Genomic DNA, 14,818 nt, shown 5'->3' on the forward strand with positions numbered 1-14,818 from the left:
GGAACGCGACATGACAAACCGGACTTCTGCAATGCCCGCCGGGCAGTCCCTGAAGAATGCCGTGGTGGCTGCCGTGATGACGGCCATCCTGACCATTCCCGTACTTGGCCTGCAGCTCAAGCTGGATGGCTACAAGGTCGTGCTGGAGCCGCACTGGCGGCCGGTGTGGATTGCCGTGGCGGCGGTCTTCCTGTTCCAGCTGTTCAAGCCGCTGCTGTCGCGTGCCGGCAGTGCCGTGCGCATGCCGGCCATGCCGCAGCTCGGCGTGGGCCAGCAGCGCGCGGCGGTGTGGGTACTGCTCGCCGTGGGGCTGGTGTGGCCGTTCTTCGGCTCGCGCGGCGCGGTGGACGTGGCCACGCTGGCGCTGATCTACGTGATCCTTGGCCTTGGCCTGAACATCGTGGTCGGCTTCGCGGGGCTGCTGGACCTCGGCTACGTGGGCTTCTACGCGGTGGGTGGCTACACCTACGCGATGCTGAACCAGTACTTCGGGCTCAGCTTCTGGGAGTGCCTGCCGATCGCGGCAGGGATGTCGGCCACCTTCGGCTTCCTGCTCGGCTTCCCGGTGCTGCGCCTGCGCGGTGACTACCTGGCCATCGTGACCCTGGGCTTCGGCGAAATCATCCGCCTGCTTGCGCGCAACCTGACCGAGTACACGGGCGGCCCGGACGGGATCTCAAGCATTCCCAAGCCGACCGTGTTCGGCTTCGAGATGGCGCGCAGCGCCACCGTAGAAGGCGCTCGCACGTTCCATGAGCTGATCGGCCTGGACTACAAGGGCGAGCACATGGTGATCTTCCTGTACCTGATCGCGCTGCTGCTGGTGGGCTTCACGCTGTTCGTCACCAGCCGCCTGATCCGCATGCCGATGGGCCGTGCGTGGGAAGCGCTGCGCGAGGACGAGATCGCATGCCGTTCGCTGGGCATGAACCCGACGCGCATCAAGCTGTCGGCGTTCACGCTGGGCGCAGCGTTCGCCGGCATCGGCGGCGCGTTCTTCGCGGCGCGCCAGGGGCTGGTCAATCCGGAATCGTTCACCTTCATCGAATCGGCGCTGGTGCTGGCCGTGGTCGTGCTGGGCGGCATGGGCTCGCAGCTTGGGGTGATCCTTGCGGCGATCCTGCTGACCGTGCTGCCCGAAGTGGCGCGCGGTTTCGCCGAATACCGCATGCTGATTTTCGGCCTGGTGATGGTGCTGATGATGATGTGGCGTCCGCAGGGCCTGCTGCCCGCGAGCCGTCCGCACGTGGAGCTTCCCCGATGAGTACGGCGATGAATGCAAATGCGGAATTGCTGAAAGTTTCCGGCCTGCAGATGCGCTTCGGCGGCCTGTTGGCGGTCGACGGCATCCAGTTCGATGTCAGGCGCGACGAGGTCTTCGCGATCATCGGCCCGAACGGCGCCGGCAAGACCACGGTGTTCAACTGCGTGGGCGGCTTCTACAAGCCGACGGCGGGAGAGGTCACGCTCGACGGCCATGCCATCGCCGGCCTGCCGAGCCATATGGTGGCGCGCAAGGGCCTGGTGCGCACGTTCCAGAACATCCGCCTGTTCAAGAACCTGACCGTGGTGGAGAACCTCCTGGTGGCGCAACACCTGCAGGTGCAGGCGGGCATCCTGCGCGGACTGTTCGCGACGCCGGCCTATCGCCGCGCCGAGCGCGAAGCGCTGGAGCGCGCTGCCCAGTGGCTTGAGCGCATGGGCCTGACCAAGGTCGCCAATCGCGAGGCGGGCACGCTGTCATATGGCCACCAGCGCCGACTCGAGATCGCGCGCTGCATGATCACGAAGCCGCGCCTGCTGATGCTGGACGAACCGGCCGCTGGTCTGAACCCGCAGGAGAAGATCGAACTGTCGCAGCTCATCGACCAGCTTCGCAAGGAGTACGGCATTTCCGTGCTGCTGATCGAGCACGACATGAGCCTGGTGATGGGCGTGTCCGACCGCATCCTGGTGATGGAGCACGGCAAGCCGATCGTGATCGGCAAGCCCGAGGAAGTGCGCAATGACCCGCGCGTGATCAAGGCCTACCTGGGAGAGGACTGATGCTGAAGCTGGAACAGGTCCATACCCACTACGGCGCCGTCGAGGCGCTGTCGGGCGTATCGATCGAAGTCAACAAGGGGGAGATCGTCACCCTGATCGGCAGCAACGGCGCCGGCAAGACGACGCTGATGATGACCGTGTGCGGATCGCCGCGTGCGTCGAGCGGCCGCGTGCTGTTCGAGGGGCAGGACATCACGAACCGCTCGACGCACGAGATCATGCGCTTGGGCATGGCGATCTCACCGGAAGGGCGGCGCGTGTTTCCGAGCCTGACGGTGCTGGAAAACCTGAAGATGGGCGCGTTCTTCGCGAAGCGCGAAGACATCGAAGCGGGCATCGAGCATGTGTTCAAGCTGTTCCCGCGGCTGAACCAACGCTCGGCTCAGCGCGCAGGCACCATGTCGGGCGGTGAGCAGCAGATGCTGGCGATCGGCCGCGCGCTGATGAGCCGTCCGCGCCTGCTGCTGCTGGACGAGCCCACGCTTGGTCTGGCGCCGCTGATCATCGCCCAGATCTTCGACATCATCCGCACCATCCGTGAAGAAGGCGTCACTGTGTTCCTGGTCGAGCAGAACGCCAACAAGGCGCTGCAGGTGGCCGACCGCGGCTACGTGCTGGAAACCGGCAAGGTGGTGCTGGCCGATACCGGCGCCAACCTACTGGCTAACGACCGGATCAAGGCCGCCTACCTGGGCGGTTGATCCCGCGCCCCTCGTTCCCGGTTCGGGCGCGAGGGGCGGCATGCTTTCGCCATCCGCGAAAGCCCCCTTTCGCCAATCGCGGCGCAGCGCAACGCTGTGCCGGGGCCGGCCAGCGCCGGACCCGTGGCATAATCGCTTGAGAAGTCAAGCATTGCAAAAAGCGCTCGCTTCCGACGGCTTCCGGCGTCATCATCGCGGTTGTCGTCACCGTGTCCTGCCCCGGCAACGAGGCGGCAGGACCACACAAAGATCCCTGCAAACTACCTGCGCGGTACCGTGCGCCATTCCGCCGGAATGGCATGCTGGCCGCCCCCTGCATCATGGCCAAGACGCTCTACGACAAACTCTGGGATGACCACACCGTCCACGTCGAGGAAGACGGCACCACGCTGCTCTACATCGACCGTCATCTGCTGCATGAAGTGACCAGCCCGCAGGCGTTCGAAGGCCTGAAGATGGCGGAGCGTCCGGTATGGCGCATCAGCGCCAACCTGGCCGTGTCGGACCACAACGTGCCGACGACCGACCGCACCCAGGGGATTGCCGACCCGGTGTCGAAGCTGCAGGTCGATACGCTGGACGCGAACTGCGACAGCTTCGGCATCACGCAGTTCAAGATGAACGATCACCGCCAGGGCATCGTGCACGTGATCGGGCCGGAGCAGGGCGCCACGCTGCCGGGCATGACGGTGGTGTGCGGCGACTCGCATACCTCGACGCACGGTGCGTTCGGCGCACTCGCGCACGGCATCGGCACCTCGGAAGTCGAGCACGTGCTGGCCACGCAGACGCTGCTGGGCAAGAAGGCCAAGAACATGCTGGTCAAGGTCGAAGGCAAGCTGCCGCGCGGCTGCACCGCCAAGGACATCGTGCTGGCCATCATCGGCAAGATCGGCACGGCCGGCGGCACCGGCTACACGATCGAGTTCGCCGGCTCGGCCATTCGCGACCTGACCATGGAAGGCCGCATGACGGTCTGCAACATGGCCATCGAAGCCGGCGCGCGCGCGGGCCTCGTGGCTGTGGACAATGTCACGCTGGAATACGTCAAGGGTCGCCCTTACGCTCCGCAGGGCGTGGAGTGGGACCAGGCGGTGGGTTACTGGAGCACGCTGCATTCGGACGCCGGCGCCAAGTTCGACCAGGTGATCGAGCTGCGTGCCGAGGACATCCGCCCGCAGGTGACCTGGGGCACTTCGCCCGAGATGGTCGTCAGCATCGAAGACCGCGTGCCGGATCCCGAGAAGGAAAAGGACGCGACCAAGCGCAACGCCATGGAGCGCGCGCTCGAGTACATGAACCTGCAGCCGAACGTGCCGATGGAAAGCATCAACGTCGACAAGGTGTTCATCGGTTCCTGTACCAACAGCCGCATCGAAGACATGCGCGCCGCCGCGTGGGTGGTGCAGAAGCTGGGCCGCAAGGTGGCTTCGAACGTGAAGCTCGCGATGGTCGTGCCGGGCTCGGGCCTGGTCAAGGAACAGGCCGAGCGTGAAGGGCTCGACAAGGTGTTCAAGGCCGCTGGCTTCGAATGGCGCGAGCCGGGTTGCTCGATGTGCCTGGCGATGAATGCCGACCGCCTGGAGCCGGGCGAGCGTTGCGCGTCCACGTCGAACCGCAACTTCGAAGGGCGGCAGGGCGCGGGTGGCCGCACCCATCTGGTGAGCCCGGCGATGGCCGCCGCGGCCGCCATCGAAGGCCACTTCGTCGACATCCGCAAGCTCGGCTGAGCGGAGCGCGGCAGATGAGGACCCTGATCGCTCTGCTGGCATGCCTGGGCATGCTGCAACTGGCCGGCTGCAACACCATGGCCGGTCTGGGCAAGGACACGCAGGCCGCCGGCAGCTCGCTCGAGCGCGCGGCCAAGAAGTAAGGAAAGAGACATGGACAAGTTCACTGTACACAGCGGCCTCGTGGCGCCGCTGGACCGCGAGAACGTCGATACCGACGCCATCATCCCGAAGCAGTTCCTGAAGTCGATCAAGCGCACCGGCTTCGGCCCGAACCTGTTCGACGAGTGGCGCTACAAGGACGTCGGCGAGCCCGGTATGGACAACAGCAAGCGTCCGCTGAATCCGGACTTCGTGCTGAACCAGCCGCGCTACCAGGGCGCGTCGATCCTGCTGGCGCGCCGCAACTTCGGCTGCGGCAGCTCGCGCGAACATGCGCCTTGGGCGCTCTCGCAATTCGGCTTCCGCGCCGTGATCGCGCCGAGCTTCGCCGACATCTTCTTCAACAACTGCTACAAGAACGGCCTGCTGCCGGTGGTGTTGAGCGAGCAGCAAGTCGACCACCTGTTCAACGAGACCAATGCGTTCAACGGCTACAAGCTGACCATCGACCTGGACAAGCAGGTCGTGCTCACGCCGTCGGGCCAGGGCTACGAGTTCGACATCGCCCCGTTCCGCAAGTACTGCATGCTGAACGGCTTTGACGATATCGGCCTGACCCTGCGCCATGCCGACAAGATCAAGGGCTATGAAGCCGAGCGCGTGGCCAAGATGCCGTGGCTGAACAACCGCCTGGTTGGCTGAACGCCCCGGGGCGGATATCAAACAAGGGAAAACACAGCATGAAGATCGCAGTCCTGCCAGGTGACGGCATCGGTCCGGAAATCGTTGCCGAGGCCGTCAAGGTCCTGAACGCGCTCGACGAGAAGTTCGAGATGGAAACTGCCCCGGTGGGTGGTGCCGGTTACGAGGCCGAAGGCCATCCGCTGCCGGAGAACACGCTGAAGCTGGCCAAGGAAGCCGACGCCATCCTGTTCGGCGCCGTGGGCGACTGGAAGTACGACAGCCTGGAGCGCGCGCTGCGCCCGGAGCAGGCCATCCTGGGCCTGCGCAAGCACCTGCAGCTGTTCGCCAACTTCCGTCCGGCGATCTGCTATCCGGAACTGACTGGCGCATCGAGCCTGAAGCCGGAACTGGTCGCGGGCCTGGACATCCTGATCGTGCGCGAACTGAACGGCGACATTTACTTCGGCCAGCCGCGCGGCGTGCGCGAGGCGCCGGACGGCCTGTTCAAGGGCGCCCGCGAAGGCTTCGACACCATGCGCTACAGCGAGCCCGAAATCCGCCGCATCGCGCACGTGGCGTTCCAGGCCGCGGCCAAGCGCGGCAAGAAGCTGTGCAGCGTCGACAAGGCCAACGTGCTCGAGACCTTCCAGTTCTGGAAGGACATCGTGATCGACGTCAGCAAGGAATACCCGGACGTCGAGCTGTCGCACATGTATGTCGACAACGCTGCGATGCAACTGGTCAAGGCGCCCAAGAGCTTCGATGTGATCGTTACCGGCAATATGTTCGGCGACATCCTGTCGGACGAGGCCGCCATGCTGACCGGCTCGATCGGCATGCTGCCGTCGGCCTCGCTCGATGCGAACAACAAGGGCCTGTACGAGCCGTCGCACGGTTCTGCACCGGACATCGCGGGCAAGGGCGTTGCCAATCCGCTGGCGACCATCCTGTCGGCGGCGATGATGCTGCGCTACTCGCTGAACAAGGCCGAGCAGGCCGACCGCATCGAGAACGCCGTCAAGAAGGTGCTGGCACAGGGCTACCGCACGGGCGACATCCTGACGCCGGGCTGCAAGCAGGTCGGCACGCGCGAAATGGGCGAGGCCGTACTGGCCGCTCTGTAAGTCACAATCCGGAAAAGGCGCTGCGCTGCAGCGCCTTTTCTTTTATTTGTCCCCGATTTTCCACGCTGCGGCACCGCCGCAAAATCGTGTAGACTCTGCGAATGGCCCGATTTTCCCAGTCCACCCTGACTGCTGTTGCTGCCCTGACCGTTACCCGCGGCCCGGTCGGCACGATTTCGCTCGGCCAGACCGCAACGACGATTAAAACGATTATTAAAACCGCGATCGCCTAGATCCGTTCGTCGTGCCTGCCCGTCTTCCCCGCGCAGCCACGCCGGGCGAGGAAAATGGCGGGGAAGTAAAAATCACATCCGAGGTAAATCATGATTGTAGGTCTCGTCGGTTGGCGGGGAATGGTCGGCAGCGTCCTGATGCAGCGCATGCAGGAAGAGCGTGATTTCGACCATATCGAGCCCGTCTTCTTCAGCACGTCCAATGCCGGCGGCAAGGCGCCCGCCATGGCCAAGAACGAAACCACGCTCAAGGATGCCAACGACATCGACGCGCTGAAGAAGTGCGACGTGGTGCTGACCGCCCAGGGCGGCGACTATACCAACGAAGTCTTCCCGAAGCTGCGCGCAGCGGGCTGGAAGGGCTACTGGATCGACGCGGCTTCGTCGCTGCGTATGAAGGACGATGCCATCATCGTGCTGGATCCGGTGAACCAGGGTGTGATCAAGGATGCCCTGTCTAAGGGCGTGAAGAATTTCATCGGCGGCAACTGCACGGTCAGCTGCATGCTGATCGGCCTCGGCGGCCTGTTCCAGGCCGATCTGGTCGAGTGGATGACTTCGATGACCTACCAGGCCGCCTCGGGCGGCGGCGCGCAGCACATGCGCGAGCTGCTCACGCAGTTCGGCACGCTGAATGCGTCGGTGAAGCCGCTGCTGGATAACCCGGCATCGGCGATCCTGGAAATCGACCGCCAGATCCTGGCGACGCAGCATGGCCTGTCCGCCGAAGAAACCAAGCAGTTCGGCGTGCCGCTGGCCGGCAACCTGATTCCGTGGATCGACAAGGACCTGGGCAACGGCCAGTCGAAGGAAGAATGGAAGGGCGGCGCCGAGACCAACAAGATCCTGGGGCGCGGCGAAGGCTTCCTGGGCGCTACCGGTGCGACCCCGATCGCCGTGGACGGCTTGTGCGTGCGCATTGGCGCCATGCGTTGCCATTCGCAGGCGCTGACCATCAAGCTGCGCAAGGACGTGCCGCTGGACGAGATCGAAGGCATGCTCGCAGCGGCCAACCCGTGGGCCAAGGTGGTGCCGAACACGCGTGAAGCCAGCATGACGGACCTGACCCCGGCTGCCGTGACGGGCACGCTGACCATTCCGGTCGGCCGCCTGCGCAAGATGCAGATGGGTGGCGAGTACCTGTCGGCCTTCACGGTGGGCGACCAGCTGCTGTGGGGTGCGGCCGAGCCGCTGCGCCGTATGCTGCGCATTCTGATCGAGTCCTGATCCCCGGGACCGACGTTGCGGATGCCTGGATGCTTTCGTTGCAGCCAGGCAACAGAAACTACGGCTTTGTCCGTGACGCCGCGCCCGTGCGCGGCGTTGTTGCATCTGGCCGCCTATTTTTTCGGGCGATGCGTCACAATACGCCGGCATGCGCCCGCTTGCCGGCCCTCCGTCGGCACGCTTGCGCAATCCGGCGAGAGGCACACTAGAATGCCCGCTGGCCGGAGTGAATGCTTTGGGGTCGGGTTTCTATCGCTACTAAAACATAACGGAGCATAAGGTGAGTGTGAGCCAACATCGCCGGAAGAATGCGCCAACCGTCCGTCAGCGCTGGTCAACGCTGGCCGTCACGGCTCTCGGCCTGCTGCTTGCGCAGCCGGCTGCGTATGCCGCGGGGTTCGGGCAATTGCGGGTACAGTCGAATCTGGGGCAGCCGTTACAGGCAGAGATCGACATCAGCGGGGTGACTGCCGAAGAGGCAGCGGGATTGAACGTCAAGCTGGCCTCGCCGGCGGCGTATGCAAGCGCGGGGCTGACGTATCTGCCGGCCGTGAGCAGCTTGCGGCTCGATATCGAGCGCCGTCCCAATGGCAGCTACGTGGCCAAGGTCCGGTCCAGCCAGCCGATCAGCGAGCCCTTCGTCGACATCCTGATCGACATGAGCTGGTCCAGCGGCAAGGTGTCGCGGGCCTATACCTTCCTGCTTGACCCCGCCGGGGCCAAGCCTTCCAACCAGACTTTCTCGCCGGCAACGGTCGTGCAGGCCGCCACGCCGGATGCGTCGCCGGCTGCCGCACCGACGCCGGTGCCATTGCAGGAGCCCGCGCCGGCAGTCGCCCAGGGTACGCAGCCTGGTGCCCAGGCGCCGGCCGCCAGGCCCGCGCGGCAGCCCGCCAGCCGCCGTACCCAAGCATCGCAAGCGGCCAGCGACGGCCAGGCATCGGCAAGCGGCGCGTACACGGTCAAGCGCGGGGACACCCTGTCGTCGATCGCCAGCGATGCGCTGCTCGATCAGGAGGGCGTATCGCTCGATCAGATGCTGGTCGCGCTGTACCGCAATAATCCGAATGCCTTCATCGGCGGCAATATCAACCGCCTGAAATCCGGCACGGTGCTGCAGGTGCCTTCGCGCCAGCAGGCGCAGTCGGTCACGCCCAAGGCGGCCCGCCGCGAGGTGGTGGCCCGTACGCAGGGCTTTGACGCGTACCGCAGCCGGCTGGCTGGTGCCGCCGCGGCGAAGTCGGTCGAGGCGGACAGCGGTCGCCAGCAGTCGGGCAATGTCACGGCGCGCGTGCAGGACCAGGCCGTTCCGGCCGCTGGTCCGCAGAACGAACTCAAGCTGAGCAAGGGCGAGCGCACGGGCCAGGCCAATGCCACCGCGCAGGCCGAGGAAAACGTCGCGCGCGACCGGCAGCTGAAGGAAGCCGAATCGCGGCTGGCCCAGTTGCAGAAGAACGTCGGCGACATGCAAAAGCTGCTCGAGCTGAAGAACAGCGAGATCGCCAAGCTGTCCCAGGCCAACCAGACCGCTGCGGCTGACAAGGGCAAGGCGGAAAAGACTGCGCCGGCGGAAGCCAAGGCGCCGACCGTGGTCGCGGCCGAACCGCCGAAGACTGATGCGCCGGCACAGGCCGCACCGGCCGCACCGACGGCGCAGGTTGACGCCGCAAGTGCCGCACCGGCCCTGGCTGCAGCAGCGGCAACCGCTGCGGTAGCTGGTAGTCCGGCTACGCCAGCTGCCTCGGCACCGGCTGCCGATGCCAGCGCCGCACAGGTTGCAGCGCCCGCACCCAAGCGTCCGCCGGTCGTGGTTCAGGCCGAGCCGACGCCGGAGCCGTCGTTCCTCGACGGTCTGCTGGCCAATCCGATGCTGCTGCCCGGAGGTGGCCTGCTGGTCGCGCTGCTCGGCGGCTATGCGATCTACCGCCGCCGCCAGCAGCAGAAATCGGCGGATGGCGGCGCCTTCGGTGACTCCATCCTGTCGCAGGAAAGCACCGTGATGGCCGGCGCCAACTCACTGTTCGGCGCAGCCGGCGGGCAGAGCGTGGATACCTCGCAGCACAGCGTGTTCGGTGCGGATTTCCGCATCGGCAACAACATGCCGGAAGCCAGCGAGGTCGACCCGATCGCCGAGGCGGAGGTCTATATCGCCTACGGGCGCGATGTGCAGGCGGAAGAGATCCTGCGCGAAGCGCTCGAGAAGGACCCGGAGCAGCAGCCGATCCGGCTCAAGCTCCTGGAGATTTACAGTAATCGTCAGGATGTGGAAGGTTTCCGCGTGATTGCAGAAGAAATGTTCGCCCAGACCGGCGGGCAAGGGGCGGAATGGCTCAAGGCCGCGGAAATGGGGCGCGCACTCGATGTGGGCAATGCGTTGTACCTGACGGTGTCGCCCGATACGAGCAGCGGGCCGGAAACCTCCACGCCGGCGTCCGACCAGTGGCGCACGCAGGATCCGTCGCACGATCCGGCCGTGGCGCCGCGCGAACCTTCGCTGGGTGATCTGGCACTCCCGCTGGATGCCTTCCCGGCACCGGCGGCTGGTGATCCGATCATTGCGCCGGAGTCGGCCGCGCTGGCCTTCAGCGACACCGCCATGCGCGCGGACGCGCCGCTCGAGCCTGCTGCGAAGTTCGACGGTGATCTGGACCTGACGCTGCCGGCCGACGGCGACGACACCCTTGCGGACGTGCCCCGGCTGGATACGCCGACCCGCTCTCGCGCGATGGCATTCGACATGTCGGGCCTCTCGCTCGACCTGAATGCCGGCGCCGCCGCCGAGTCCCGAGACGAAGCCGATGCGACCACGCAGCTGCCTTCGCCGACCATGATCCGTGACGGCAAGCTGCCTGAGCCGATCGATCTGGCCGGCCTGGGCGACACCGGCGCCGACACCACGCCGGGCGTTTCGCCGAGCACGCTGTCCACGGACGGCATGGACGGTGGGCGCGACATGCAGATCAAGCTGGACCTGGCCCGCGCCTACATCGAGATTGGTGACAAGGAAGGGGCGCGCGAGCTGCTGCAGGAAGTCGTGGAGCAGTCGCAGGACGACCTGCAGGCGGAGGCACGTTCGCTGCTGCTCGAGGTGGCCTGAGTTATCATCGACGATCCGGGCAGGCGGCAGTCATGCCGCGGCCCGAAGTGATGCGCCGGAAGCGTCCCTTCCGGCGCATTTGTTTTTTGTCGGCCATCGCAGGCCAGTTTTCCGCTCCATGAACCGCATCGCCATCGGCCTCCACTACGACGGTGCCGCCTTTTCGGGCTGGCAGTCGCAGCCGCATCGCAACACCGTGCAGGACCACCTCGAAGACGCCATCGAGCGCTTCGCGGGCGTGCGCCTGTTGACGACCGTGGCCGGGCGTACCGACGCCGGCGTCCATGCGCTGGGGCAGGTGATCCACCTCGATACGACGCTGGAGCGCACGACGTTTTCATGGGTGCGTGGCATCAATGCGTTCCTGCCGCCGTCGATTGCGCTGCAATGGGCGCGGCCTGTCGACGAGAGCTTTCACGCGCGTTTCCTGGCGTTTGAGCGAATGTACTATTACGCGCTCTACACCGGCCCGCACCGCGTGCCGCTCGCACACGGCCGGGCGGGATACCTGATGTTGCCGCCGGGGCAGAAGCTTGACGTGGATGCCATGCAGGCCGCATCGCGCTGCCTGCTTGGCGAGCAGGATTTCTCGTCGTTCCGCGCGGCCGAATGCCAGGCCAAGTCACCGGTCAAGACCATGTATGACGTGACGTTGAAAGCGGATGGCAACTGGGTCTTCCTGCGCTTCCGCGCCAGCGCCTTCCTGCATCACATGGTGCGCAACCTGATGGGTTGCCTGGTGGCGGTAGGGCGCGGACGCTATCCGCCGGAATGGCTGGCCGAAGTGCTCGCCGCCCGTGATCGCAAGCTCGCAGCGCCCACCTTCATGCCCGACGGTCTCTACCTCGCGGACGTGAAGTATCCTGAGGCTTACCAGATTCCCGCGGCGGACCCTTCCGCCAGCCTGTTCCACGGAGTATTCCGCCATGACGCTGCCTGAGCGCGCCGATGCCGCGGCGCCGGCCCGCACTCGCATCAAGATCTGCGGCCTCACGCGCGAGGAAGATGTGCGCGCCGCCGTTGACGCCGGTGCCGATGCAATCGGGCTGGTGTTCTATCCGCCCAGCCCGCGCTATGTGGACTTGGCCCGCGCCGCAGAGCTTGCGGAAGCCGCCGGGCCGTTCGTCTCCGTGGTCGGGCTGTTCGTCAATGCCGAGATGGAAGACGTGGCCCACGTCGCCGAGCGTGTGCCGCTTACGATGCTCCAGTTCCACGGCGACGAGACGGCGCAGTACTGTACCCAGACCGCGCAGCGCTGCCGGCTGCCTTTTCTGCGCGCGGCGCGTGTGCGGCCGGGTCTCGATTTGGTAGAATTCGCCGATCAATACCGCGATGCCGCTGGCTTGCTGCTCGACGCTTTCGTCGAAGGCTATGGCGGCGGCGGCCACGTCTTCGACTGGACCCTGATTCCCCCGGCATGGCTTGCTTCCAACCATCCGTCTCCCGGCACCCCGAACGCAAACGGCGCTCCTCGCATCGTTTTGAGTGGTGGGTTGAACGCGCAAAACGTCGCTGGCGCGATTGAACGCGTGCGGCCCTACGCTGTGGATGTCAGCAGCGGAGTCGAGGCCGCCAAGGGCGTGAAGGACCACGCCCGCATCGCCGCGTTCGTGCGCGCAGTCCGCAGTGCCGAGGCAGGATGAGCAGGGCCGAAAGATCAGCCCTCTACCATGCCCCCGGCGGCCCGCCGGCCTCGCCACCCGCATCGCAGTCAAAATTTGCGGCCTCGCCCGTGAGGCAAGGCCGCTGACCTGAAGAGCCCAGACATGTACGACCTGCCCGATTCCCGTGGCCATTTCGGCCCCTATGGCGGCACCTTCGTCTCCGAGACGCTGGTTCACGCGCTCGATGAGCTGCGCGAGGCCTATGCCCATTCCCAGCAAGACGCCGAGTTCGACGCCGAATTCCGCCGCGAGCTGAAGCACTTCGTCGGCCGTCCGTCACCGATCTACCACGCGCAGCGCTGGAGCGAACTGCTCGGCGGCGCGCAGATCTACCTCAAGCGCGAGGACCTGAACCACACCGGCGCCCACAAGATCAACAACGTGATCGGCCAGGCGCTGCTGGCCAAGCGCATGGGCAAGAAGCGCGTGATCGCCGAGACCGGCGCCGGCCAGCACGGCGTGGCTACGGCCACCATTGCTGCACGTTTCGGCATGGAGTGCGTGGTCTACATGGGCTCCGAGGACGTCAAGCGCCAGGCCGCGAACGTCTATCGCATGAAGCTGCTGGGCGCCACCGTGGTGCCGGTGGAAAGCGGCTCGCGCACGCTCAAGGACGCGCTCAACGAAGCGATGCGCGACTGGGTGACCAACGTCGAGACCACGTTCTACATCATCGGCACCGTGGCCGGCCCACACCCGTACCCGATGATGGTGCGCGATTTCCAGTGCGTGATCGGCGAGGAAGCCAAGGTGCAGATGCCGGAGATGACCGGTCGCCAGCCCGATGCCGTGATCGCTTGCGTGGGCGGCGGCTCGAATGCGATGGGCATTTTCTATCCATATATCGAGCACAAGGACGTGCAGCTGATCGGCGTGGAAGCCGCCGGCGATGGGTTGGACACGGGCCGTCATGCGGCGGCACTGATCGGCGGTACGCCGGGCGTGCTGCATGGCAACCGCACCTACCTGCTGCAGGACGAGAACGGCCAGATCATCGAGACGCATTCGGTGTCGGCCGGCCTGGACTATCCGGGCGTCGGCCCCGAGCATGCGTGGCTCAAGGACATCGGCCGCGCGCAGTACGTGCCGATCACCGATGAAGAGGCGCTCAAGGCCTTCCATGACTGCTGTCGCATCGAGGGCATCATCCCGGCGCTGGAGTCGAGCCATGCCATTGCCTACGCCTGCAAGCTCGCGCCGACGCTGTCCAAGGACAAGCTGCTGCTGGTGAACCTGTCTGGCCGAGGCGATAAGGACATGCACACCGTCGCCGAACGCTCGGGGCTCAAGCTCTGATGCGCGCGCTGCCACCTTCCATACCGTCGGAGCTGGCCCTGGGCGGGGCTTCGGACCTGCCCGGCGCGCCGGACGCGCCTGCGCTGCAGCTGTTCCAGGAAGACATGTTCGAAGGCATTGCACGCCTGCCGGACGGTTCGGTCGACCTCGTCGTCGCCGATCCGCCCTACGGGTTGGGCAAGGACTACGGCAATGATTCCGACCTGCTTTCGGGCGATGCCTACCTCGAGTGGTCCGAGCGCTGGATGGATGCCGTTTGCCCGAAACTGGCGCCCAAGGGCACGCTGTACCTGTTCTGCACCTGGCAGTATTCGCCCGAGCTGTTCGTGATGCTCAAGCGACGCCTGACGATGATCAACGAGATCATCTGGGATCGCCGCGTGCCGAGCATGGGTGGCACTACACGCAAGTACTCGTCGGTGCACGACAACATCGGCTTCTTCGCCAAGGCGCGCGATTACTACTTCGACCTGGACCCGGTGCGTATTCCATACGACCCGGAGACCAAGAAGGCGCGCAGCCGCCCGCGTTTCGAGGGCAAGAAGTGGCTCGAGATGGGCTACAACCCGAAGGACTTGTGGAGCATCTCGCGCATTCACCGCCAGGATCCCGAGCGCGCCAACCACCCGACGCAGAAGCCGCTCGAGATCGTCGAGCGCATGGTGCTGTCGAGTTGCCCGCCGGGCGGCCTGGTGCTGGACCCGTTCGCGGGCAGCGGCACCACCGCGGTGGCGTGCCTGCGCCATGGCCGGCGCTTCGCGGGCTTCGAGATCAATCCTGAGTATGTCGAGGTGGCGCGCGGGCGTGTGGCCGCGGCCGCGCAACTGGCCAGGTCCGAGGCGGACCGCAACCCAACATCGGCGGCTGCGAATGACGAGGATTCGTCGGCGCAGCTGCCTCACCTGATTCCCTGA

General features: G+C 65.7%; 14 protein-coding genes. All 14 read left to right on the forward strand.

Features of this window, described 5'->3' with window-relative positions; translation table 11 throughout:
* Positions 1 to 10: 10 nt before the first annotated feature.
* The 14 genes from KHO41_RS33105 (at position 11) to KHO41_RS33165 (ending at position 14,818) form a co-directional block, all read left to right on the forward strand.
* Positions 11 to 1,264: a high-affinity branched-chain amino acid ABC transporter permease LivM gene (locus KHO41_RS33105; RefSeq protein WP_211957463.1), complete on the forward strand. Its 1,254-nt coding sequence runs from the start codon at positions 11 to 13 to the stop codon at positions 1,262 to 1,264.
* Between the two features lie 8 nt (positions 1,265 to 1,272).
* Positions 1,273 to 2,046: a high-affinity branched-chain amino acid ABC transporter ATP-binding protein LivG gene (gene livG, locus KHO41_RS33110; protein ID WP_211957464.1), complete on the forward strand. Its 774-nt coding sequence runs from the start codon at positions 1,273 to 1,275 to the stop codon at positions 2,044 to 2,046.
* Positions 2,046 to 2,747 (forward strand): ABC transporter ATP-binding protein, encoded by a 702-nt coding sequence (locus KHO41_RS33115; RefSeq protein WP_211957465.1) that lies wholly within the window; start codon positions 2,046 to 2,048, stop codon positions 2,745 to 2,747. Before livG ends, KHO41_RS33115 begins: the two co-directional genes overlap by 1 nt.
* Before the next feature lie 320 nt (positions 2,748 to 3,067).
* Positions 3,068 to 4,477 (forward strand): 3-isopropylmalate dehydratase large subunit, encoded by a 1,410-nt coding sequence (leuC, locus tag KHO41_RS33120; RefSeq protein WP_211957489.1) that lies wholly within the window; start codon positions 3,068 to 3,070, stop codon positions 4,475 to 4,477.
* A 14-nt stretch (positions 4,478 to 4,491) separates the two neighbouring features.
* Positions 4,492 to 4,620: an entericidin A/B family lipoprotein gene (locus KHO41_RS33125; protein ID WP_211957466.1), complete on the forward strand. Its 129-nt coding sequence runs from the start codon at positions 4,492 to 4,494 to the stop codon at positions 4,618 to 4,620.
* Between the two features lie 10 nt (positions 4,621 to 4,630).
* Positions 4,631 to 5,281, forward strand: a complete 651-nt coding sequence (leuD, locus tag KHO41_RS33130) for a 3-isopropylmalate dehydratase small subunit (protein WP_211957467.1) — start codon at positions 4,631 to 4,633, stop codon at positions 5,279 to 5,281.
* A gap of 38 nt (positions 5,282 to 5,319) precedes the next feature.
* The gene (leuB, locus tag KHO41_RS33135) at positions 5,320 to 6,387 is read left to right on the forward strand and encodes a 3-isopropylmalate dehydrogenase (protein ID WP_011298462.1); all 1,068 of its coding nucleotides are present in this window, start codon (positions 5,320 to 5,322) and stop codon (positions 6,385 to 6,387) included.
* 101 nt (positions 6,388 to 6,488) lie between these two features.
* Positions 6,489 to 6,620, forward strand: a complete 132-nt coding sequence (locus tag KHO41_RS41735; protein ID WP_258234652.1) for a hypothetical protein — start codon at positions 6,489 to 6,491, stop codon at positions 6,618 to 6,620.
* A 90-nt stretch (positions 6,621 to 6,710) separates the two neighbouring features.
* Complete coding sequence (gene asd / locus KHO41_RS33140) at positions 6,711 to 7,847, forward strand: aspartate-semialdehyde dehydrogenase (protein WP_211957468.1); 1,137 nt, start codon at positions 6,711 to 6,713, stop codon at positions 7,845 to 7,847.
* Positions 7,848 to 8,127: 280 nt separating this feature from the next.
* Positions 8,128 to 10,944: a FimV family protein gene (locus KHO41_RS33145; RefSeq protein ID WP_211957469.1), complete on the forward strand. Its 2,817-nt coding sequence runs from the start codon at positions 8,128 to 8,130 to the stop codon at positions 10,942 to 10,944.
* A gap of 118 nt (positions 10,945 to 11,062) precedes the next feature.
* Positions 11,063 to 11,884 (forward strand): tRNA pseudouridine(38-40) synthase TruA, encoded by an 822-nt coding sequence (gene truA, locus KHO41_RS33150; protein ID WP_211957470.1) that lies wholly within the window; start codon positions 11,063 to 11,065, stop codon positions 11,882 to 11,884.
* Positions 11,871 to 12,587, forward strand: a complete 717-nt coding sequence (locus KHO41_RS33155) for a phosphoribosylanthranilate isomerase (RefSeq protein ID WP_211957471.1) — start codon at positions 11,871 to 11,873, stop codon at positions 12,585 to 12,587. The genes truA and KHO41_RS33155 overlap by 14 nt, the downstream gene beginning before the upstream one ends.
* Before the next feature lie 123 nt (positions 12,588 to 12,710).
* Positions 12,711 to 13,904 carry a tryptophan synthase subunit beta gene (gene trpB, locus KHO41_RS33160; protein WP_211957472.1) on the forward strand — a complete coding sequence of 398 codons (1,194 nt, stop codon included), beginning with the start codon at positions 12,711 to 12,713 and terminating at the stop codon, positions 13,902 to 13,904.
* Positions 13,904 to 14,818, forward strand: coding sequence for a DNA-methyltransferase (locus KHO41_RS33165; protein ID WP_211957473.1), 915 nt, complete (start codon positions 13,904 to 13,906; stop codon positions 14,816 to 14,818). The genes trpB and KHO41_RS33165 overlap by 1 nt, the downstream gene beginning before the upstream one ends.

The sequence above is a fragment of the Cupriavidus numazuensis genome, assembly GCF_905397435.1.
Classification (GTDB): domain Bacteria; phylum Pseudomonadota; class Gammaproteobacteria; order Burkholderiales; family Burkholderiaceae; genus Cupriavidus; species Cupriavidus numazuensis.